Source organism: Cupriavidus numazuensis (assembly GCF_905397435.1).
In the GTDB taxonomy this organism is placed as follows: domain Bacteria; phylum Pseudomonadota; class Gammaproteobacteria; order Burkholderiales; family Burkholderiaceae; genus Cupriavidus; species Cupriavidus numazuensis.
This window is the reverse complement of the sequence record NZ_CAJPVI010000064.1, coordinates 25,380-46,275: the sequence shown is the minus strand read 5'-3', so window position 1 is coordinate 46,275 and position 20,896 is coordinate 25,380. Positions and strand designations below refer to the sequence as shown.

General features: G+C 62.7%; 21 protein-coding genes. 5 read left to right on the top strand and 16 right to left on the bottom strand.

Going from position 1 to position 20,896, the window contains the following annotated elements; all coding sequences use genetic code 11:
- Nucleotides 1–503: 503 nt before the first annotated feature.
- On the top strand, nucleotides 504–1,589 hold the full coding sequence (locus KHO41_RS34655; protein WP_244874169.1) for a hypothetical protein: 1,086 nt from the start codon (nucleotides 504–506) through the stop codon (nucleotides 1,587–1,589).
- On the opposite strand, the gene KHO41_RS34650 is transcribed toward KHO41_RS34655, so the two are convergent.
- Nucleotides 1,586–2,566, bottom strand: a complete 981-nt coding sequence (locus tag KHO41_RS34650) for a hypothetical protein (protein WP_211957739.1) — start codon at nucleotides 2,564–2,566, stop codon at nucleotides 1,586–1,588. The genes KHO41_RS34655 and KHO41_RS34650 overlap by 4 nt on opposite strands.
- A gap of 355 nt (nucleotides 2,567–2,921) precedes the next feature.
- Between KHO41_RS34650 and KHO41_RS34640 the strand changes: the two genes are divergently transcribed.
- Nucleotides 2,922–3,356: an HU family DNA-binding protein gene (locus KHO41_RS34640; RefSeq protein WP_211957737.1), complete on the top strand. Its 435-nt coding sequence runs from the start codon at nucleotides 2,922–2,924 to the stop codon at nucleotides 3,354–3,356.
- 204 nt (nucleotides 3,357–3,560) lie between these two features.
- Here KHO41_RS34640 and KHO41_RS34635 read toward each other — a convergent pair whose 3' ends face one another.
- The 5 genes from KHO41_RS34635 to KHO41_RS42095 form a co-directional block, all read right to left on the bottom strand.
- The gene (locus KHO41_RS34635; RefSeq protein ID WP_211957736.1) at nucleotides 3,561–5,891 is read right to left on the bottom strand and encodes an SMC family ATPase; all 2,331 of its coding nucleotides are present in this window, start codon (nucleotides 5,889–5,891) and stop codon (nucleotides 3,561–3,563) included.
- Nucleotides 5,879–6,388 (bottom strand): hypothetical protein, encoded by a 510-nt coding sequence (locus KHO41_RS34630; protein WP_211957735.1) that lies wholly within the window; start codon nucleotides 6,386–6,388, stop codon nucleotides 5,879–5,881. Before KHO41_RS34630 ends, KHO41_RS34635 begins: the two co-directional genes overlap by 13 nt.
- A gap of 163 nt (nucleotides 6,389–6,551) precedes the next feature.
- Nucleotides 6,552–7,964 (bottom strand): metallophosphoesterase family protein, encoded by a 1,413-nt coding sequence (locus tag KHO41_RS34625; RefSeq protein ID WP_211957734.1) that lies wholly within the window; start codon nucleotides 7,962–7,964, stop codon nucleotides 6,552–6,554.
- Between the two features lie 103 nt (nucleotides 7,965–8,067).
- Nucleotides 8,068–9,357, bottom strand: coding sequence for a recombination directionality factor (locus tag KHO41_RS34620; RefSeq protein WP_211957733.1), 1,290 nt, complete (start codon nucleotides 9,355–9,357; stop codon nucleotides 8,068–8,070).
- Nucleotides 9,306–9,617: a DUF7696 family protein gene (locus tag KHO41_RS42095; RefSeq protein ID WP_455363899.1), complete on the bottom strand. Its 312-nt coding sequence runs from the start codon at nucleotides 9,615–9,617 to the stop codon at nucleotides 9,306–9,308. Before KHO41_RS42095 ends, KHO41_RS34620 begins: the two co-directional genes overlap by 52 nt.
- A 648-nt stretch (nucleotides 9,618–10,265) precedes the next feature.
- On the opposite strand from KHO41_RS42095, the gene KHO41_RS34615 reads away from it, so the two are divergent.
- From KHO41_RS34615 to KHO41_RS34605, 3 genes are read left to right on the top strand one after another with little or no spacing between them, the layout of a single operon-like run.
- Entirely contained in the window at nucleotides 10,266–10,886 is a 621-nt protein-coding gene (locus tag KHO41_RS34615) for a hypothetical protein (RefSeq protein ID WP_244874168.1), read from the top strand.
- Between the two features lies 1 nt (nucleotide 10,887).
- Nucleotides 10,888–11,427, top strand: a complete 540-nt coding sequence (locus tag KHO41_RS34610) for a flagellar biosynthesis protein FlhF (protein WP_211957732.1) — start codon at nucleotides 10,888–10,890, stop codon at nucleotides 11,425–11,427.
- Nucleotides 11,428–11,436: 9 nt separating this feature from the next.
- Entirely contained in the window at nucleotides 11,437–11,835 is a 399-nt protein-coding gene (locus KHO41_RS34605; RefSeq protein ID WP_211957731.1) for a bactofilin family protein, read from the top strand.
- 79 nt (nucleotides 11,836–11,914) lie between these two features.
- Here KHO41_RS34605 and KHO41_RS34600 read toward each other — a convergent pair whose 3' ends face one another.
- From KHO41_RS34600 to KHO41_RS34555, 10 genes are all read right to left on the bottom strand, one after another.
- Nucleotides 11,915–12,286, bottom strand: a complete 372-nt coding sequence (locus tag KHO41_RS34600) for a hypothetical protein (protein WP_211957730.1) — start codon at nucleotides 12,284–12,286, stop codon at nucleotides 11,915–11,917.
- Nucleotides 12,287–12,531: 245 nt separating this feature from the next.
- Entirely contained in the window at nucleotides 12,532–13,497 is a 966-nt protein-coding gene (locus KHO41_RS34595; RefSeq protein ID WP_211957729.1) for a DUF932 domain-containing protein, read from the bottom strand.
- A 423-nt stretch (nucleotides 13,498–13,920) separates the two neighbouring features.
- Nucleotides 13,921–15,483, bottom strand: a complete 1,563-nt coding sequence (locus KHO41_RS34590) for a hypothetical protein (RefSeq protein ID WP_211957728.1) — start codon at nucleotides 15,481–15,483, stop codon at nucleotides 13,921–13,923.
- A gap of 258 nt (nucleotides 15,484–15,741) precedes the next feature.
- On the bottom strand, nucleotides 15,742–16,212 hold the full coding sequence (locus KHO41_RS34585) for a hypothetical protein (protein ID WP_211957727.1): 471 nt from the start codon (nucleotides 16,210–16,212) through the stop codon (nucleotides 15,742–15,744).
- An 11-nt stretch (nucleotides 16,213–16,223) separates the two neighbouring features.
- Nucleotides 16,224–16,601, bottom strand: a complete 378-nt coding sequence (locus KHO41_RS34580) for a hypothetical protein (RefSeq protein ID WP_211957726.1) — start codon at nucleotides 16,599–16,601, stop codon at nucleotides 16,224–16,226.
- Nucleotides 16,602–16,845: 244 nt separating this feature from the next.
- On the bottom strand, nucleotides 16,846–17,313 hold the full coding sequence (locus tag KHO41_RS34575) for an outer membrane lipoprotein (protein ID WP_211957725.1): 468 nt from the start codon (nucleotides 17,311–17,313) through the stop codon (nucleotides 16,846–16,848).
- A 204-nt stretch (nucleotides 17,314–17,517) separates the two neighbouring features.
- Nucleotides 17,518–18,312 carry a PRTRC system ThiF family protein gene (locus KHO41_RS34570; RefSeq protein ID WP_211957724.1) on the bottom strand — a complete coding sequence of 265 codons (795 nt, stop codon included), beginning with the start codon at nucleotides 18,310–18,312 and terminating at the stop codon, nucleotides 17,518–17,520.
- Nucleotides 18,309–18,962, bottom strand: a complete 654-nt coding sequence (locus KHO41_RS34565) for a PRTRC system protein A (protein ID WP_211957723.1) — start codon at nucleotides 18,960–18,962, stop codon at nucleotides 18,309–18,311. Before KHO41_RS34565 ends, KHO41_RS34570 begins: the two co-directional genes overlap by 4 nt.
- Nucleotides 18,962–19,684: a PRTRC system protein B gene (locus tag KHO41_RS34560; RefSeq protein ID WP_211957722.1), complete on the bottom strand. Its 723-nt coding sequence runs from the start codon at nucleotides 19,682–19,684 to the stop codon at nucleotides 18,962–18,964. Before KHO41_RS34560 ends, KHO41_RS34565 begins: the two co-directional genes overlap by 1 nt.
- 11 nt (nucleotides 19,685–19,695) lie before the next feature.
- Complete coding sequence (locus KHO41_RS34555) at nucleotides 19,696–20,829, bottom strand: PRTRC system protein F (RefSeq protein WP_211957721.1); 1,134 nt, start codon at nucleotides 20,827–20,829, stop codon at nucleotides 19,696–19,698.
- Nucleotides 20,830–20,896 lie beyond the last annotated feature (67 nt).

Below are 20,896 nucleotides of genomic sequence, written 5' to 3'. Positions count from 1 at the left end.
AGTTCATTACGCGCGGCATGCCGCCGGCACGCTGGCTGATGCGCGGTGGCCTGGGCTTCGTGGTGACCAGCAGCAAGGCGATGGAATTCAGCGTGCGCTACGACGCGGAAGTCCGCGAGCACTTCACCAACCAGACGGCGTCGGTCAAGCTGCGCATGCCGTTCTGAGGTTGACGGCGCGGCCCGGCGGCACCACACCGTCGGGCCATGATGGCTTGCGTGGCGCGTTTGCCGGTTCGATACCGAAACCGGGCCCGTTCGCCGGTCAACCCCGAAGTAAGTCGGGATTGGCGCTCTCAGGGGTCTCGCCCAGAATCATCCGTACGAGAGCCTGACCCCTCTCGACTTCCCGAAGCGGCGGTTTTCCTCCGAGGACCGCCGCCTTTTTTTCCCTGCGATTGTTACGGGGCGGGATGCCTGCCTGTGTCACAATCGCGCGCTGCCGCGCCGGGTAGTTCGGCCGAGTCGATGTCGCAAGGCGGCCCGTGCGGTGGAAAGCAGATCATGGCAGCCATACAAGGCGGTGCAATGCCGCCATCTCCATCCCAGCCGGCGCAGGCGCAGTTCGCTGCGTTGAGCGCGCGCCTGCAACAGGGCGGCCCGATGCCGCCCGACGATATCCGCAACTGGTGTCATCTGGGGCTGGAGCTCGGGCACGCGCAGGCGGTTCGCCAGGTTTGCGAGAGCCTGCTGGCAGCGCCGCAAGTGCATCCGGCATTGCGCCCCTACTGGCTGTTTTTTCTCGGCACCGCGCTGCTGCACCAGCATCAGGTCGAAGCGGGCGTGCAGGCCGAGCGGCAGGCGCTGGCGGCATTGTGCGACGCACCGCAGGTCTACAACCCACAGCCGGTCATGCGCCACCTTGCCGATCCGCGGGTCGAGGTCGTGCTCTGGCAGGCGCTTGCGCGACTTGCCGCGGGGGGCGTCCAGGCGTTCGCCCACGCGGGCACATTGCTTGGACTCGTGCGTGACGGCCGCTTGCTGCCGTTCGACAAGGACATGGATCTCGGCCTGATGCTGCATGAGTTGCCCGCCGCGCACGCGCTGCTGACGGGCGACGGATGGCGGCCTGTGCAACCGCAGTTCCGGATCGACAATCTCGCCAGCTATGTCCATCCGCGCCTCGATGTGGTGCTGGACCTTTGCGGCTTGCTGGCCGACCGCGACGGTGCGAGCCTGCTCGGCGGCTTCTGGACGGGGGGTGGCGTGCCTGCGGCACATCAGCGCGTGACCCGCTTTCCCGGCCCGCTGAAGCTGGTGAGCCAGGCCAGTCCCGCCGGCGCGGTGTGGGCGCTGGAAGATCCGCATTCGTGGCTGGAAGCGTTCTACGGCAAGACCTGGCGCACGCCGGATCCGTTCTTCGACACGATCATCGGTGCCCACAATCTCGCCGGCTTCTCGGCGCTGACGCAGTGGTATGCCTGCTCGCGCATTGCCAACGCGTGGCTCAACGGCTACTGGGAAAAGGCGTTGCGGCTGACACAGCTGGTGTTGGACCGGCACACCCCTGACGATGCGCTGTTGCGCCGTGTCGAGGAAGTATTGCAGGCTGGACTGGCAGCACTCCCGGGCGGCGCGGCAAGCGCTTAAGCGCCCTGCAGGACGAGGCTTTCCAGCAGGTCCAGATAGCGCGTTGCCGAGTTCTCGTTGTCGAAGCAGGCTGGCAGCACCAGCCTGCCGCCGCGCAGGCGCGCGCGCAGGCGCGCGCGCTGGCGCAGCAGCACCGCGGATTCCGCGCGCATGGCATACGCTGGCGGCGCCGCGTCGCGGGCGTCCAGCGCATAGAGGCCCTGCAGCGGGCCCGCTACGCACGCGTGTTCCAGCGCGTCGAGCAATAGCGCTTCATCCACGGCGCGCGCCAGGTCGAAGCGGAAGTCGATCAGCGAGACCCCTGTATAGGGAATCAGCACGTAGTCCACGCGGAACCGCTCGGGCAACAGGAACGGCAGCAGCCTGGGCCCTTCGGCTTCGAGCGTGCAGGCGCGCCGCTGCGGGTGCGCGTGCGTGGACAGCTTGTACGCGGGCACGTTATGGATGACGCCGACCTCGGCATCGACCACGCCATACTCCGCATGCAGCCAGGCTGCCAGCGGCACGAAGGCGTTGACGGTGCATGAGCCATACGAGAGGACGCCGGCCGCATGGTCGAACGTCGTGTCGTTATGGCCGAACACCAGCGTCTGGTCCGCACCCGGGCATGTGGCCGAAACGATCACGCGGCGGGTACGGCCAAGCAGGAACGGCCGGCTCGCTACACCGTTGGAGAACGCGCCCGAACATTCCAGCCACCAGTCTGCCTGCCCCAGCCACGGAGACGTCATGGCCGGCCCGTGCCAGTAAGGGATGCGCAGCGCTTTGCGGCCGCGTTTGAGGATGCACAGGCAGTTGTCTTCCGCGCGGATCGCGCAATCGGCGAACGAAGGCTTGGCTTCCCCCTGCAGCATCCGCAGTGCGGAGGCCAGGCTGTGATGAACGTCTTGGATGGCAATGAGCCGCACGCCGGACTCCGGGCGATCCAGCCACGCGCGCAGCCAGTGCAGGCCGAAGCGGCCCAGTCCGTGCAGCATGGCGGTGGGGTAATTACCGGCCATTCGTAAGGAGACAACCGATCGATCTGATTCAATTACAAATCTGTCCGATGAAACGGGGTAACCCCAGAGGATGGCGGTGGCCAGGGTGTTGTGGCGACTCGTCGACAGAATTGGGGCGAGGACCGGGTGATGTTCTACGATGCCAACGGCCAACTGGTGTCAATCCTGGCGTCAGCCTAAGCGCAGTAGGAATCCCCGTCCTTTAGGGTGCTTTAGAGCGGGGAGGATGTCAAAAGCATCCCGGGCTTGTACTCGCGAGCGCATTTGCTATGCTTCGCCGCAGCGCTACCGCTCGATCCCGAGACGTGCGCGCATCTTAATCCGAAAGAACATGGCAACGAAAGCTAAACCCGTAGCAAAGACTGCAACGAAGACCGCGGCCAAGAAGGCTGCAGCCCCTGCGAAAAAGGCCGCACCGGCGAAGAAGGCCGCGGCTGCCGCCCCGGTCGCCAAGCCGATCAAGGACACCTTCAACAAGTCGAGCCTGCTGTCTCACCTGGTCGAGCAGACGCAGTTGGACAAGAAAACCGTCCAGACCGTGCTTGCCCACCTGGAGAACACCATCGTCAGCGCGATCCACAAGAAGGGCGCCGGCGAATTCACGCTGCCGGGTCTCCTCAAAGTGCAGGCCGTCCAGATCCCGGCCACCAAGAAGCGCTTCGGCAAGAACCCGTTCACCGGCCAGGATCAATGGTTTGCCGCCAAGCCGGCCAGCGTCAAGGTGAAGGTCCGCCCGATGAAGAAGCTGAAGGACGCTGCGCTGTAATCTTGCGCAATTCGGCGAAAGAAAAAGCCCCGGAATCGCCAGATTCCGGGGCTTTTTGCATGGGGTGAACCGTCAGAACAATGCGTGCTGCGGCGTCGCCACCTGTTGCCACGCCGCCTGTCCAAACGAAGAACTTCATGATTTCGTGGAAATGTGCGAGGCCCTCCCCTGCGGAGAATGGCCCCGCAGGGTTGAAAGAGATGACTACGCAGCAGCCAGCGCCACCACGTCGATGACCGCATCCGCCTCGTCGACGAGATCCGGCGTCTGAGAAATAAAGAACTCCCGTTCATAACCACCGAGCCGGCGCACCTCGCGTTTCATTCGCATGAAGGCGCGCTTGCGCTCCGGATCCAACGGGCCATCGGCTTCGTCGGTGAAGAGCGTCCGGAACGGCTGCTGGGCGTCCTGCGCCCGATACAGGGCAATTCCACGCGTCAGGCATTCGTTGATCCAGACCTTCTGGCCGCCTGACATCACGCTGAAGTCCTTCGCGCTGTCGTTGTCGGCATCGATCACGTTGATGGCAAAGCCCTCGCGCTTCTCGCCACTGGCCAGTGCCGTCTGCGTCTGGATGGCGATGGTGAATCGCGGTCCATAGCAGGCGAGCAGCAGATCATTGACGATCTTCGTGATGGCAGGGCCGGCGTCGTCGATGGACAAGGCGATGACACCGTCATTGCCTAGCCCCTTCGCCAGCAGCTTCCATTGCGCGATCTCGTCGGACAGCGCCTGCGCCCTGGCTTCAGCCGCCGGCAAACCGGCAAGCTCAAGCTCCAGGCGCTCACGCTCCGCGGCCAATGTGCCCTCCTGCCGAATCAACGCTTCGATCCGGCCGGCAATTGCCGCCATCGCCTCCCGGCTGGCAGCAATCTGGCGGTCCAGCTGGGCCAGCATGCCGGCCACATCCGCGGTCGCCAGCGTCGCCAACTCCCGACGCACCGCTCCAAGTTGAGCCTGCACATCCGCCACATCCCGCTTGTGGCGATCAGTGCGGATGGCATCCTCCTCTTGCAGTGCAGACAGGTCGCGCTCAACCTGAGCGAGGCCTTCACGCGCCGTATCGAGCATGGGTTTCCTGGCGGCCAACGCTGTAAGACGCTGCAGCGACTGCTGATCGCGGCTTAGCTCGGCCTGCAGGCTGATGAGGGTGCTCCGCACCGCTGTACGCTCGTTGAGCGATTCCTGCAGAGCCTGCGCCTGGGTCAGCTTCGTGCGATAGCTCGCCCGTAACGACTCCACCGTGACCACCTGCTCACGCAGACCGGCCCTGGCCTCGCGTGCCTGAGCCAGCAATGGGCAGGTGGCGTGCATCGGATGCTCCGCGCAAGGAACGGTCTCAATAACGTCAGCCTGCTGCTTCAGGGATTTGGCCAACTGCGCCGCGGTACCGCCGCGCTGCTCCAGGCCCTTGAGCTCGGACGCGAGCGCCGCGTGCTCGACCTGTACCGCATCGAGCTTATCCACGATGGCCTGTTGGCTCGCCAACGCCGTTTGCTTCTGGCCAATGACCATCTGCATGGCGTCGCGCTCACCGGCAGCCGACAGGATGGCAGCCTCCTCGACGAGCACCGCGCGGTGACCCGCAACGATCCGATCCAGGTCCTGCCGGCGGGCCGTCGAACGGGCAGCAGCCGCCTGCGCATCGCTGGCCAGCAAGGTGGTTCGCCGGGTCAGCTCCGTCTGGCGCTGACCCAGTTCCCGCAGCCTAGCCTCGGCACCAGCATTGGCCTCTTGCTTTGCCGCCAGCGTGGCACGTTCCTGCAGCAGCTTGGCACCATTGGCCGCTTCGGCGTCACGCGCCTCGCGCTGGGCATTCAGAGTTTCGGCGATCTCTCGCGCCTCACGGGCAACCACCGCCGCACGGTCGCGCTTGCCCGTGAGGGCCAGCACGTCGCGTTGCAGGGTGTCCAGCGACCGGCTGAGCACCTTCGCCACGTCACCGGCCTTGGCAGACAGGTCACGCAGATGGTCAATGCCGAGCAACTCGGCGAGCAGCCGCTTGATCTCGCCGGGCTGGTAGCTGGCGAGCGGGCGGCGGCTCTGGGCAGAAAACACGCTGGTGAAGAATGCCTCGGCCGATCCGAGGACGGATTCGAGGCAGCGGCTGTACGTCTCCGCCTTCCCATCCGACAGCGTGCCGTCGGCCAGTTGCACCGGCTTCCAGTCACCGCCTGCATCCTTCTCGAACAAGTAATACTCGGCCTTGCGGCTCTTGCCCGGATTGCGGAACGCGAACGCGAACGCGGACCGATACACCTTGCCGCCATGTTCCCATTCCAGATCCTTCTCGGCGCGCGGGGCACAGAGATGATCCCAGTACGAGAACGCGTCCACCGACATCTTGCTGGCGTGGCTCGGCATGATCGGATAAGGATGCAGGTTGTCCATGATCGTGGTCTTGCCAGCCCCGTTAGGGCCGACCAGGGCGATCAGGCCGGGTGGCAGGTCGGTCAGGTCCAGGGACACGCTATCGCGGCGCATGCCATCGCGCACGCCATGGAAACCTGTCAGGGTCAGTTTCAGTGGGCGCATTCGATCACCTCCTCGCCGGTCATGGACGCCAGGTAATCGGACGGCACTTCAAGGACATCGCCGTCATAGGATGGCATTTCAGGCGCGGCGTCGTGTTCCGGCGCTCCGTGAATGGCGCGCTCTACCGAGCGCACCACTTGTGCGAACTGCTTGTGCACGCGCTGCTGCAGCGCTCCCCAGTCCTCGCAGCCTGAGATGGCCTTGAGTTCCAGGGGACTCCACTGGCTGGCATAGCCGTTCGAGAACGACCAGAGCAGGTCCTGAATCTCCTTGGATGGGGCCACGGAGAACCAGGTGCGATTGCCTTCAGCACAGAGGGCCATGACCAGCATGTGGTCACGCTGGGCCACGACAGCACCGCGGCCAGGACCGAACGGCTCGTACAACGCGCCTCGGACAAAGCCGTGGTCAGTACACAGCCGCGTCGCCAACTCCGACTGGGTCAGGTCGGCTTCAAAGATTTGGGCCCATTGAGGGCCGGCGTGGTAAAGAATCATGAGGGCACTCCAAAGTAAGACGGAGTGCGCCCCGGACGGGAAAGCACCCGTCAGGGTCAATAGAAAGAAATGGATACTGCGGGATCGATGCGTCCAGGACGCGGGTGAAACCGGGTTCCGACAGCCATATGGCTGTCGGAACATGGCTCGCATGTTCAAAGGGTTAGGCGGGCTCCGCCGCAAAGAGATCGTCCGTCAGCCAGACCAGCGCGGAGGCCGGCGCAGCGATGGACGGCACTTGGACCCGCTCCGGTACCGAAACCGGTTTTGAGTCGGCAACCGCATCGCGGGCCGGCATCCAATCGACCGATGTCATGGCGACGACATCCGCTAAGCCTGCCAGTACCGCATCGGCAATCGACTCGGCATCAAGCGTCTCCAGCATGTGCAGCCGGTCAACCAGGGGCGTGGCATCGACGTGGGTCAACTCGCCCCAGCGTGCCAGCTTCTCGGTCAGGCTCGCGGCGCGGCTGATGCCCTCAGCACGACTGCGCACGGCCGGCATCACGCGCGCCTCGATCTTCACCTCGGCGCTCTTTCCGAACAAAGCAAGAATCGCGTCCCGGTCGACCAACTGCCGGTGCTCTTCGTTGATCGTCCAGCGAATCCGCACGAACTTGTCGGCGGTGTCGCCGGCGACCGTCGCGAGTTGTGTCATGTCCGGGGGGCCATCAAAGTCGATGCAGACCGTCTCGCGCGCCGGGGTCTCCACCAGCGTCGCGGAGGACCGGCCCGGGTCAATCTCCCACTGGAGATAGCCCTTCTGCCCGATTTCACCGTAGTGGAACCGCCCGATGGAACCGGGATACGCCACCACCCTGCCCGCCTGTTCCCATTGCTGGGCGCGGTGGATATGACCGAGCATGAACGCGTCACATTCGGCGTCGAACAACGCCCCGATGCTGAACTCGTGATCGAATCCCGCCATGGGCACACCGTGTTCCGTCTGACACCCGTTGACGGTGCCGTGCGAGACGCCGATCGTGCGCACACCGCGTGACCGCCAGTCGCGGTTCACGCCACCGGCAGCAGCCAGGTAGTCGGCCAGATGGTCGCCTACCGCCGTGGCAGCATTCGATACCCCAGCCGCAGCGGCCAGCACCGCCTTGTTGACAGTCGGCACGCACGTGAACACCGCATCCGGCAATCCATGCTGCGCGAGCAGCGCGTCGATCTCCGAGTCCGAAAAAACTGCACCCGTTGATGGCTGGAACTGGCCGGCACACAGCGCAACCTGGTGGATGCGATCCGCGACATAGACCGGATACCGCGCGCCGATGAGGCGAAACAGATCCAGCGTACCTGGGGGCTCATGGCTGAACGTGCCCTGTAGAAGCAAGACTGGCATGTGTGCGGACAGCTGGTGGACGCGGCGCGCGAGCGCCGAGAGCGCTGGCGTGTGCGCATCGAGGCGGTGATCGGTCGAATCGCCCGAGACCACGCCGACATGACAGCCAAAGGCAATCGCGTCTTCCACCGCAAAGCCGAAACAGCGGTCGGCCTCGGCCTGGTTGGACGGGGAATAGTGCAGGTCAGAAAAATGGCCCGCGCGCAGGCTTTCGCCGTCGTTGAGCATAGTGCTACCTCCAAGGTCAGGAAATGTGCCGGCGGATTCGCGGCGGAAAGAAGAAAGGGAAGCCCTTGGGCTTCCCTGAAGCGCCGGCACGTGGCTGGCGGTATTACGGTGAGATTTCGGCAGCGATGGCAGCCACCTGCTCGCGAAACGCCAGCGGGTGGGCCAGCGCCGTTCGGAGCTCGCTCAACAACTGACGAATGTCCTGCTCGCGCTTGGACCAGCCGCGCCCGAACGTGGCCGCGGCGTAGACCTTGAGTTGCCCCATGCCATCGTCACTGTTCAGACCCAGGCGTGCCACGAGGTCCCGGAACTGGCTCTCGAAATCAGTCCCGTCATCGCCACCAGGCTCGACTGCGCCGGGGCTGGCAGATGCAGCCGCATGCGTCTCGGAGGACGCCTCAACGACCGGCTCGCCCACTTCCGCACCCGCCTCCAGCGCAGACACCGCGTGCGTGGCCAGCTCGAGCGCCGGGGGCCTCCGATCGGTGCCATCCAGCAGTGCGCCAATGTCGATATCGGCATCGAGCGTGATCAGCCACTGCATCTGCCTGACCGGCTTGCCCGACTCCGCCTCGATGCGACTGATCTCGATCTCCTGTTTGGAGATCCAGAACTCGACGCCCACCAGCTTGCCGCGCGCCATCAAGACGGTCTGCATGGCCGCGTGTGCCTTCTGCAGTACGTAGATTGACGTCGTCGGCAACTCGACAAGCCCGAGCCCGGGGGCGAAAGGGACAGCAAAGTAGAACGAGGCCGAGAGGTTGCACGCCCCCAACTGGTACTGCGGGCAAACCTGCGGATCGCAAAGGCCGTCCGGAATATCGTCGTCCTGGCGCAGGATGATGGTGCGACCGCCCCACATCCGCCGGGCTCGATTGGCGCGCTCGTTCTTCGGCACCGGCGCATACGCCTTGCAATAGCGCTTGCCGTCCGAGCCGTAGTCGGAGAAGAACTGGCGCCCGGTCGTCGTCCATGCCACCAGCTGATGCGGCATGTTCTGGAGCCAGTCGTCGAAGGCGAATTTGACGGGGAAGCGCCACAGCTTGAGACCATTGCCATCGCCACGGTCTTCACCGTAGCGCTGCAGAATCTCATTGGCGATCGCAGGGTTGGTGAAATCCGATGCCCGGCAGGTGAACCACGGCACGTTCTTCGGCACGAGTGCGTTGCGCAGATTCGTCTTGCGCTCGATCTCGACCTGGATCTTTTCGAAGGAGTGCCCTTGGGCCAACAAGGTGTCGTGGATGCGAACCGCTTCGGCGTTCTCGCGGGCCTTGCGCGTCAGCACTTTGATGCCAGGGCGAATCTTGCCGATGATGGGCGGCCGCATGGGCCGTTCCTCTAGCAGACTTCTGGGGCCGTCGAAGCCGGTGTAGGTGACGGGTGCATGCATGCGTTGTTTCTCCTTTTGACGAGAAAACGAACGACGTTCGCCCGGATGGACGCAGCTTGCTCCCGAAGGCGCTGGGCTGTGTCGGCCCCGCGCTGGGTCGTTACTTGGGAAAGGAAAGCCGCGCGAGCAGCTTCCGGAAGACTGGCGACATATGCCGCCTCACAAAGGTTTCGCCACGCAGGCGCCTGGTCCACGTACTGCGGACGGCGGCGCGCTAGCGTTGCCGCGATCGCGGCGGAAATCTCAGCATCTTGATGCATGAGCGTCTCCTGAAATGCGAGGTCTCTTGCCCAACAAAAAAAGCTCGCTTCCGGAATGCGCCGGCAGCGAGCTTTTGTCGGAAGACCTGCAATGCCACGCCCCTTCCGGGGGCGTGGCACTCAGGGAGCCGCGCGAGATCGCGCGTTGCTCAATTGGAGGACGTAAAGTCGTCCTCGTGCAGCAGGATCACGCTGCACATCTACCCATTTCGCGAACCCACAGGTTCGGCCGCAGGTTCACGGATCGGCTCGACGACTGCCGTTCTGCCTAGGAGGGGCCTTTGAGAGAGACGCCACATGGTCCCAGGCTCGAACGGTGTCCAGCGTGCACTCAGAAGAGGCACAGCAAGAACGCGTATTACGAGCTGATGAGGGAAGTGCTCGGCGAAAACACTTATTACAAGGAAATTTCCACACCGGTAGCCAACCGGTCGGCGCATGCGCGAGGCACGACTTGGAACTAAGAGATGGACTCGCTTGGAGTCAGGGTCGATGCGTCAGGGACGCGAGGTGTGAGTGAATTGTGCCACATAAAAAATGCGTGTTGCACCTCAAATGCTCGCCAATATCGCATAGCTTTCACCGAATATTCCGTGCTCGATTTGAGACACAATCACCGTCGAGAGAGATTGCTAAAACGCATGGAAAATGTCTGAAGATTTGAAGGTCGAAGCTACCATCGCCCAGTCGAGCAATCGGAATGGCGAGGGCGGCAATGCGAGATCTGGCCAGTCACAAGCTTCAACTGGCCTACGTCCGATTGATCGCTTCAATAGCGATGAGCGTATCGCCAGGATCGTACCGGACACGGATGCCGGCGCAGTGGCGTCTTACTGTTCAAGGTTCGCTCGCGACTTCCTGGACGCCAACCTGTACTTCTGCTCAGCGAAGTTCACCGTGGCTCGCGGCGGCAAGGTCAAGGCCTTGGATCAGGCGTTCCGAGACGCCGAAGCATGGTTTGAAGTGGCGTTGGCCGATTTCTCAGAAAGGAAGCAGTTCGAGTTCCCCCTTGCATACCTTGATGTACCTGTGAAGGTGACGCATCAACTGGCTGGTCGCCTTCTTCGTACAGTGAGGCTCTATGACAGGCTCTTTGCGGCGACGACTTTTTGCACCGCCGCCGGATCGGTGACAGGCGAGGAGCGAGAGAACGTTCTTATTAATGCCGCCAAACAGCTCTCACAGATCCACCTGCTCTGCATTCCCGACAACGACCGCTTCGATCGCGACGGCAATCGGACCCAATCAGCCAACGAATCCAAGGAGTGACATGGACATCCGCGAAATCCAGAAGATGCACCAACAGTATGCACAGGCGCCCATCACCATCGACATGGATCCGACAAATGTACAGGTCCTAAGCGCTTCCTCGGGCGATTCCAGTCCGGCAAGCCCGGGCTCATTGGTACGCTCGGCCAGAAAGGCGGTCAACGACAATGTAAAAATCGTCGGGATCATCGCGCTTGTCGCGATGGTCTCACTTCCCGTCGGCATGATGCTGGCGTCCACAAAGAAACGTCCCGATCTCGCGCCGCCAGCTTCTGCGCCCGCCCAGTCCGTCGCCGCCGCATCCAAGGAATCTCCCGCGCCAGATGCCACCGAGCGCGTGCAATGGCCAGAAAGGCCCGGCGTAGCCTCGGCTGCCGCAGCGCCACTGCCGGTGGCCGCACAGAAGGACCCACGCGCTGTCGAACGAGCACAACAGCCGAGTAGCCCAAGAGAGACCCACAAGGCGGCCATGGCGCCGCGGCCCACTGCGCCGCAACCAGTCAAGGCCGAGGCTGCTGCCACCGACATCAAACTCTTCTGAGATACAACCATGAACCCGAGTCTGCAATTCAGTGTTCTCCAGGCCGGCTTCACCGTGCATGGTGATATCGTTAGTGATCAAGGCATGACCTGCCTGGGGTTCATTGACGGGAGCATCTCCAGCACCAGCGGTCTGGTTCACATCGCAAAGGGATGTGTCGTCCGGGGCGACGTCGAAGGCGAACATATCGTGTTGGACGGTACCGTGGAAGGGAGCGTAAGGGCTCGATCGTCCCTGCTTCTCAATGGTCGTGCCAAGGGCCGCATTCTCTACGGCGGCACGATCCGGCTGGGCGGGGGTGCCGATCTGGAGGGCGTGACCCTTTCGCGCGCCTCGCTTCTGCCGCACTCGGACAAGGCCCCGGCAGCTGAGCCCGCCCCCACTCCACAGGCCGCGCCAATATCATGATATTGACTTGTCAGCGGAAAGGTAGGGTATCGGACCCTCTCTTTCAACAAAAAAAGCCCGGCATTGCCGGGCTTTTCCTTTAACCGAGACGTTTCAGACTCACTAACTCAGCTTGAGTGAACACGCTCGGAAACGAGATCCAAGGGTAGAAGATGCCCCGCTCTAAGTTCACGAATGAGATGTACGGCAGATGGCCCGATAGCTGGCATCGAAAGACTCGGCGCTTCCGATCGGCGCCGCGCACCTCATAGTGCCCGCCATGTGAAAGCTCGAAGGACACAGAGCGCTGTCGGAAGGATGCCGTCGCCTCTGAGCCACGCGCGAAACGCTGGTCCATCCATTCGTCATACCCAAGCGGAATCGCCTTGACTGCAACCTCTCTCCTCCACTCATCAAACAACTCTACAAAGCGCTCCTTCTCAAGACTGGCAATCTCGATCCGCTGTTGCATAAATGCTCCAGGACTCGTTGCCGTCCAACGGTCACTGCCCGCCTACGCGCAATGCACCAGCCGATCAATAACGTACCCTCCTTGGCGGTTGACTCGAAAACAGACATGGCAACAAGAATGAAAAGCCCCGGTCGTGACCGGGGCAGAAAAGCCTACCACGGCCACTTCCTCCTCACGGAATGGGAAGTGGCCGCATCAGGCTGATTTTAAGGACCTCACCAACCTGGTGGCTGCCGAGACGGATGTTAAGCAATGAGCTCCAACGCCCCGTCCCATGCCCGCTGCTTGAGAAACGCCCCGGCGCCGAACCATGCCGAGTCAAGCCGGTTGCCGGCACTGCGCGCACGTTGCTGGTGATCGACATACTCGGTCACGCTGTTCACCAGCCCCCAGGCAGTGCCTGCGGCCGATTCGAGTGTCGAGCCGCGGCCCGCACCCTGGAACAGATTCATCACGGCTTTGAATCCGCGCTCGTTCACCTTGTTGGCATCCACCGTCTCCGGCTTCGCCCACGAGTAAGTAAACAGGCGCTCGAAGAAGCGCTCAGACTCAGCGCTGCTGACCTTTCGGCTCGCCAGCTCATGCATTCGCACCATGAAGCCGTCCCAGGACGAGATGGCAATGCCCAACTCGTCCTTGACGGCACGCGGATCGAACTGACTGCGGTGCGGAACCTTGACGGCACCCCGGTTCGCACCAACAGCAATCTGCAGCGTGTTGTTGCAGACGACTCGGACCGAGGTGAACTGCGCTGTGGTGGCAAGCGTGCCATCGCAAGCGGTAGCCAGCAGCAGGTAGCCGCGAACTTCGTCACCGCCCGCCAGGGAAGTCGCCTGCCCCGTGCGCGCGAGCGCCCAGAGCTTACGGCCCTCCTTCAGCACGCCGGCGGTTTCCAGCTGGTAGCCGCCGACCTCGGTGAGATCCCGATAGAACTCCAGAATTTCAGCGGGTTGCACCACCTGATAGCGCTTCGAGACGGTCGACAATGGCTTCTTGGTGTCCGAGCGGTACAGCACCTTCTGTTCCGGGAACGACTGGATGGGGTCCAGATCGTGCGAACCAATGCGGTACATCACATCGGTCTCCTCAATGCGCCAGTTCATGCCGGCGCGTTCTGCCCAGACTTCAAGCGGCTGGTTCGGGGCCAACTGGTTGCCCAGTCCGTGCCACGGGGTTGCGCCGACGTATGCCATGGTTTCTACGAGATGCATGGATTGCTCCTAAATAGGGATGGTGCGAGCGCGGCCAGGCGGCCGGTCGCAAGGGGATAAGGGGAAATGACTGTTGGTCGCAGCAGGCGCTCGCCTGATGCTGGGATGGCGATGCACTGCCGTTGCTACAGCGGAAAAGGGAAGCGTTGCATGTGGGAATCGTGTGAATCCCACGGGCCATTCCCACAGGGAGCGGTCCCTGTGGGAAGGTTCAAGAAATGGCCGGCGTACCGGCGTTGGGGTCGATGCGTCAGAGACGCGGGTGAAACTGTGTTGGGACTGAATCGGTTCAGTACGAACACCGCTTCCGGTAAGGCAAGACTACTATGCAACGAGGTGTCGTGGACCGTCGAAAGCTCGCGATTTCGTTGGACGTTTTGAAGAAAAGAGCCCCCAGCCAGTGGCTGGGGGAGATACAAGGGATCAAGCGGCAAGCGCCAGCGGCGTGGCAATCTGCGCCAGACGAGCACGCGCATACGACAGGGTGCCGTCCTTCGCGCGTAACCGGCGCGAGCAGCCCTTGCGAGGGTCGCGGAGACGGTACTCGCGCGCACCACCGCGTGGCAGATCGACGATCTCCGAGAAGCCCTCGGCAATACAAAAGTCGACGTACTCACGGCCATTCATGACCTGGCCAGTCTCGATGCGCCAGCTCGCGGCCTCCGCACGCTGGCAGGCTTCCACGAGGTCTCGCTCGGCATTGCGCTGCGCCTTTTCGGCCAGCGCCTGGTGTTCCCACTCGCGCTGCTCGTCGGCAGAGAACCCGCACAACTCGAAGAGCCGGCGCCGGCGGACCGCCGCCGAGCATTGCAGGAGATCGACGTCGAGTTCGTCGCGCAGGGCGCGCTTGGAATCGGCATTCCAGTCCTTGGGGTTGTCGAACACCTTCAGGAGCTTCGCGATGTCACGCTGCAGGACCGCCAGGGCGACCTCATTTGGCCAATCGAAACTCGTCGAGACGCGGGTGTGCACCGCACGGCGAGCGATGTCGTCGAAACGACGCTGGCTAATCAGCAGGGCTTCGCGATCGGCCTTGGCCTTGTCCATCGTGGCGTGGAACTGCCGCTGCGTGATCAAGTGATGCATCCGCGCCGCCAGGCCCGAGACCGGTCGTGAGGCCTCCCCTTCCGGCTGCTTGCGCAGCGGCTCGGCCAGCGCTGGCAGAATGCCATGTTCGAACAAGGCATCATCAACCTGGACGTAGCTGCAATCACCCGGCAGACCTCGCATGATGGCAACGAGCCGCGGGGCATTCGTCGAGGTGATCTCCAGCCTGGCATGGCGCATGGCGTCACACAGGCCTTGCAGCTGCGCAGGCGCCAACGCACCACGCAGCGCGGGCACGTGGATCAGCGGCTGCAGCCAGCTCACATCGTTTGCCCCGACCTCGGCACTCTCGCGGTAGGCGTTCACCACGCATTCGCGAAGCTTCTCACCCCGCAAGAGTGCATACGCAACATGGATTTCGTGTCGGCCATTCGGGCTGGCATTGGGCGCGTATAGCGGGCCGTTGATGCCGTAGCCGAAGCGACGATGAAATTCCGAACGCACAAACTCGGCGATACCGAATTGCCCCGTCTCCTCGAACAAGTCCGCAGTCCGGAACAGAGGGCCGGCATCGCCTTGGGACAGGTCGATGGCCTCCTCGGGAAAGTGTGCCAGACGACCGGCGGCCATCACCGCACCCCACGCGGACCGGCTCATGTCCTGCGGGCGGAGAATTCTGCCGTCTGTTCGCACAATGTATCGGTCGATCTCTTCGAGAATCAGAGTGAGGATGGAGCGCGCCGTGCCAACGGGGCGAACCGCAAACGCGCCAGATTTGAGGCGCAGTACCGGGATGGCGCCGCGTTCGATGTGGCGCAGCGCGATCTCCTCGACGCGAGGGACAGCGCGGCCGGCACGGTCCCGATTGAGATGTTCGAGCACGCCAGCGAGGGTCGTGCGCGTTTCGGCCCGCTGGGAGCCAATCGAAATGACATACATGGTGTGCTCCGATGACGGAGCACGCCCCACCCGGGGGACGTGCCCCGAGTAGGTGAGAGAAAACAAAAAACGCACCCGAAGGTGCGTTCAAAGCGGTGAGCCGACGAATCGGCTCCTGAGATTGGCTGGCTGCGGCGAGGATCTGTCAGCCGTTGCGATCCAGATCGCGGAGCCTGCGCGAACGATCCGCGTTGCGCAGAACCCAAAGGAAAAAGCCTGCAATGCCCAATCCGAACACCAAAACAAATGGACCAAACATCACTTTTCTCCTTTCAAGAATGCGGCGCCGATGGCCAATAGTACCCCAGCCACGACCGCAAGGCACGCACAGTTGAGAACGGTCGTGACGGACCAACCTGGCCGGCCAGACGCGTAACCTACGAAGCCGACGACCGCAGCTGCGGACAACGTGTGACAGTACCGGCCATAGGCCTGCAGCTGATCTTTCGTCGGGTCGCGAAATGCTTCGGCAATGCGCTTTAGCCACGATTCGGTGATGGCGTGTTGCATGTCCAATCGATAGCTCGCGGCCTCAATATGGAGCATGGGGACTGCCTCGCCCTTGTACTGCGCGACGATGGCATATCCTTCACCGGCGTCCTCGGCAGCCGAAACACGCGATGTCATCCGCTTGGGCAATTCGACCATCTCGTCCTTGTGCAAGGTCGCAAAGCCGGTCGTTTCCTCTCCTGACGTCGAGGTGAAGGTGACTTTGATAAGGCGGCTCATGTATTGCCCCATCAATCACGTCGCCCAGCCACCACGCGAAGCGTGGCAACCAGGTTGGCGTAGCCTTGCTCGCTGGCCAGCGACTCAACGCTAACAGCATTGTCACGACCACCAGTGAGGTCGTTGCGGCCGCGACAGGTCCGGTAGGACATGAGCACCCCGCCTTCCGCGCCGGCAGGATGTTGGATCTCCACGAGCAGCGAATCGGTGTGCAAGGCGAACACGTCGACGTCACGACGACGCTGACGATGCTCGCGAATGGTGAAATCACGCGGACGCAGGGCCATGTCGCCGGCGACCCGACGCAGCATGCGGCAAGCATCCTGGCGAATTGTCTGGCAGGCGGCGGCGTTGGTCGATTGACTGGTAAATGATTTGGGAAGTTTCATGGAGGTCTCGAAGTTGCAACGGGACATCCCTTCCCTACGGGACGAGTGTCCCGCAATGGGTGGGCCCGGCGATGCCGGACAGTGGGTCGATGCGTCGGTGACGCGGGTGAAAACGGCTTACCTAACCCACGAGGGTTGGGGAAGCCTTCTCGGCCGTCGAGGGGAATCCGGAATGTGGAAGCCCCACGCGGGGGCTCCGCGCGGGGGAAAGTTGAAGAAGGAATGCGGTTCCTGAGGGAACCAGTCAGCGGGTCAGGCGGTATCCGCTGCCGCTGGAAACCAAATACAGACGCTCGCCAGAGACAAACTTCTGATCGGCGCCCTGCGTCACGACGACTTGTCGGCCACTGTCCGTGCGGACGATGACTTCGAAGCCGTCGCTTTTCGACAGCTGCGTGGCGGCAACCTGGCCAATCACGCCCGCTGCCGTGCCCGAAAGCGCGCCAGCGATATAGCGGCCGTCACCGTTGCCGATGACACGGGCGCCCAGTACGGCCCCGACCAACGTGCTAAGGATGGCCGGCACGCCGGAGCTGGCGGAAAGGATGCTGTCGCCCGCGATGGTGACATTGCGTACACGCACAACGGTCACTTGCTCGGCAGAACCCATACGCATGGAATCGGAGCCATGGTAGACGTTCGGCGAAGCCTGGGCAGCGCAACCGGTGATCGCGCTAACAACAGCAAACAGCAGGAAGAAACGCTTGAACATGATGGCCTCAAATAAAAATGGGCCAACATGCCTACGGGCAGGAAGGCCCGTAGGTGGGGAAAGAGATGTCCGGCTATACAACCGGGAGGTCGATGCGTCTGAGACGCGGTAGGTGCTGCAATGGTAGCAGGCTTTCCGCGCGAAGCGCAAAGAAAAAGCCCCCGACAAACGTCGAGGGCGGGTGCAGGAATGAGGGCGATCCACTCACTTCGCCTTGGCTCGGTTTCGTGACTGATTTGCCGACACGTCGTAGCCGAAGCGTAGCCATGCGGCCGGGTCAATGGGCAGAGGATTCGTTCGCCCCATCGCGAGGTTCACAAACACGCCGTGGTACCTAAGCGTGCCCGTGCGAAACAGCGTCCACAGCAGGTTGTACGCTTGCACCGCGATCGCCTGATTGATGACCAACGACTGCTTGCGCAGAGCGTCAGCCATCGAACAGGACGGCGCCGTGTCAGCCTTATCGCCTTTTGGATCCAACAATTCCGGGAAGAGGTCGCCCACATGGGGCAAACGCTCCGCAGCTTTGCCTCGGACCCGGCCAAGGATGACCTGACCACTATCCGATTCATTGCCGCAGTCAAGGTAGTATCCTCCGGTCCCGCGCTGCATCGCCCCAAGGATCGCCTTGCGGGCGGCACGCGTGTCGACACAGCCGACGACCAGGTCACAGTCGAAGCGATCCTTTGCTCCGATGCGCCGGGTCCTAGCGTCCCAGCGCGTTCCCATCAAATTGTTGAGCCGGTTCACCAACAGCGTGGCCTTGTACTGGCCCACGTCCACCGGATAGAACCCCTGGCGCCCGACGTTTGTCTGGCTCACCGTGTCGTCGTCGTACACCGTGCAGTCGATCCCCCCAGGGTGACCCAGCTCCACCATTGCGTGGTGGAGGCGGGCCAGATTTGGAAGGATCGCGCTGCCGGTGCCGCCGGCGCCCACTACCGCCACGCGCCATGGCCGGGCGGCCATGTCAGCGGGAATGCGATGCTCGAGCGTCATGCTGCCTCCGTCTCGTTAAGCGCGGCACGCGCAGCGAAGTGCCACGCGTCGGGAACGCTGTGCACAAGGTCGATAATGCCCTTTGCACAGAGCCGCAGCACCATCGTCGGATTCGGCGAGCCACAGTTCCCGATCACGAACGCAAACTTCACGTCGTGACGGTCATCCGTATCGTCGGTTCGAGAGAACCCGGCCTGAAAGGCGCCGTGCGAGTGGCAGTCGAGAACCAGGACATCGCCCTCGTCCAGCGGCGGCCGGTCGTACCGCAAATGCGAGGCACTGTGCTCGATAAGATGGACCGGGACCAGCCGGAACGCCGCAGAAGCGGCATTCCAGACAATCCACGCCATCGTCTCCTTGGGCATTGCCTCACGCGCCATCCGTGCAAAGTGGCCGATCAGATCGGCCGGAATGCGCCCGCACCGCAGCTCGGTGGCTTCGCTGACGGTACCGTAGGGCACTGCCGTGCGATGCTGATACGAGCCCAGGCAGCGGACCACACGCAGCCAGGGCCGCAGGATCTCGAGGAACACACCATTCGCCGCGATGAGCAGTCGCTCACCCGGCTGCTCCATGGGCATCACCTTCGACATACGGGGCACCATGACGGAAGGAAAAGACTGTTGAAGGACTGCGTCAGCCGGATGCATCAGGATTTATCCAGTTTGCCGGCGATCAGATCGGCCAGCGTGAGTTTCATGGGAATGAGGACGTGCTTCGGATACTCGGGAAATTTCCCGTCGAGCATGTCCTGCCAGAAGGCATAGGCACCGCGCTTGTCATTCACGCGCTTGCCGCCTACGTTGGGATGGGTGAAGGCCGAATTGAAGAAGCCAGCCTCCCAACCGTCGATCGAGGCCACATCAATCTGCTTGGGCACGTGTGCCGAGCCGATGCAGATCTTTCCGCGGTCCCAGGTGTTGAAGTACGGCGGCTCGAACAAGGCAGTGCCCGGCACCGGCCGCTCGTCGCCTCGCAGCGCAAAGACAGCGAAGCCCGACTGTGAAGCCTGAAACACTAGCCCCGGATGCGGTACCACAGCGCTGCGCTTACCCAACTCCTTGCAGGAGAAGAACACGCGGCGCATTGCAGGCGGGCACCACCATGTGACCGCGCTGGGACTGATCGAAAGCACGTTGGGGGTGAGGAACTCGCCCTTGGGGAGCGAGGCCTGGGCCACTTCACGTACGGCATGAATCAGCGCCATGCGGTTGAGTGGCGAACCGGCACCGATCACGGGTTTCCCCTCGCGGTCTGGCTCGACACGATGGGCCGTGGCATAGGTGAACTGCCCGGGACCCTGCCCATAAAACAAAATGGCCCCCTGGAGGGCCACCTCATGCGACCGCGATGCGGTCAGGATGCTGGCCATGTGGCCTCCTTTCAAATGAAATGCCCAAGCACCCGATCCAATACGGCGATCAACTTGAGCGTGTCTTCGAGAATGGCGTACTGCGCCAGGATGGATGCTCGCTTCCCGGCGAGCGGGATGAAGCATTGGAAGTACGTCGCATAGCCACCGTTGTTGGCACACTCGAAATGATCGTCGAGTACCTCACCAACATAGTCGCTGTGCTCAAAGGCGATGGTTGCCGCGGAATAGGCCGGCTCGGCCCACTGGGCGTCCTTGAGCAACGTTGCTTTACCCATGCGGCTGAGCGCCAGATCGAGATCCGCCAGTGCGCCACACAGGCTGCCACGCCAGTCGTTAGCGCCGAGACGCGCCAGCTCACGCAGCTTGCGACGGCTCAGCAGCGACAGCTTCTGGTCCTTCTGGGCCCACTGCCACTTGGGCAACGCTTCGTCCGGCGCCAGTTCTGCCCGCACAACCGAAGGCAAATATCGGTCGATATCTGGATCGTCCTCGCCGAACCGCTCCTTGAGCTGCTCGCGCGCCTCGTCGTCATCGGTTAGCGGTTCAAAATCCCAATGCCATCGCGCGAACATGTCGAGCAGATCGTCCGGGGTCCGTATGTGCAGGGACTTCATCGCAGCGGCCCGGATGAGATGGAACGTCATGAACACCAACGACGGGTGCAGGTGGCGTAAAGCCGCCGCGCGTGCCTCCGTGAGCGTATAGACGGTTTCCTCTTCCAGCCGGATGCCGAGGTAGAGCGCCGACGTTTCCTGCATGTCGAAGCCAAACTCGGAAATCTCATGCTCGACCGCCACGTGATCGATCAATGTGAAATCGAAGCTGAGTGCCTTCGTCTTGGGCATGCGCGGCGCAAGCCAGCCGTGGAGCGCCTGGGCAAAAGCATCCCCGGCGCCCGTTGGCGTCGACACATGCTCCGCATCGAGAAGCCCAGCGCGGAACTGTGCGATAACCAACTCCTGCACATCGATTTCGTCACCGTAGCTCAGTTGCGCGGTCGCGGGAATGCCCACGGGAACCGTGGGAACCGTCAGAAAATCATGGGCAGGTCGACGTCGGGCAGTGCAATGCTGTCGCGACGGGACCCAGGCTGGTTGTCCCGCATCGTGCTCAGGAACAAACGACCGAGGATCGAACAGCATTGTTGGGTCTCCTCAGAATGTAAAAAAACCGCCCTTTCGGGCGGCTCCATGTTGGATGTCTGGAACT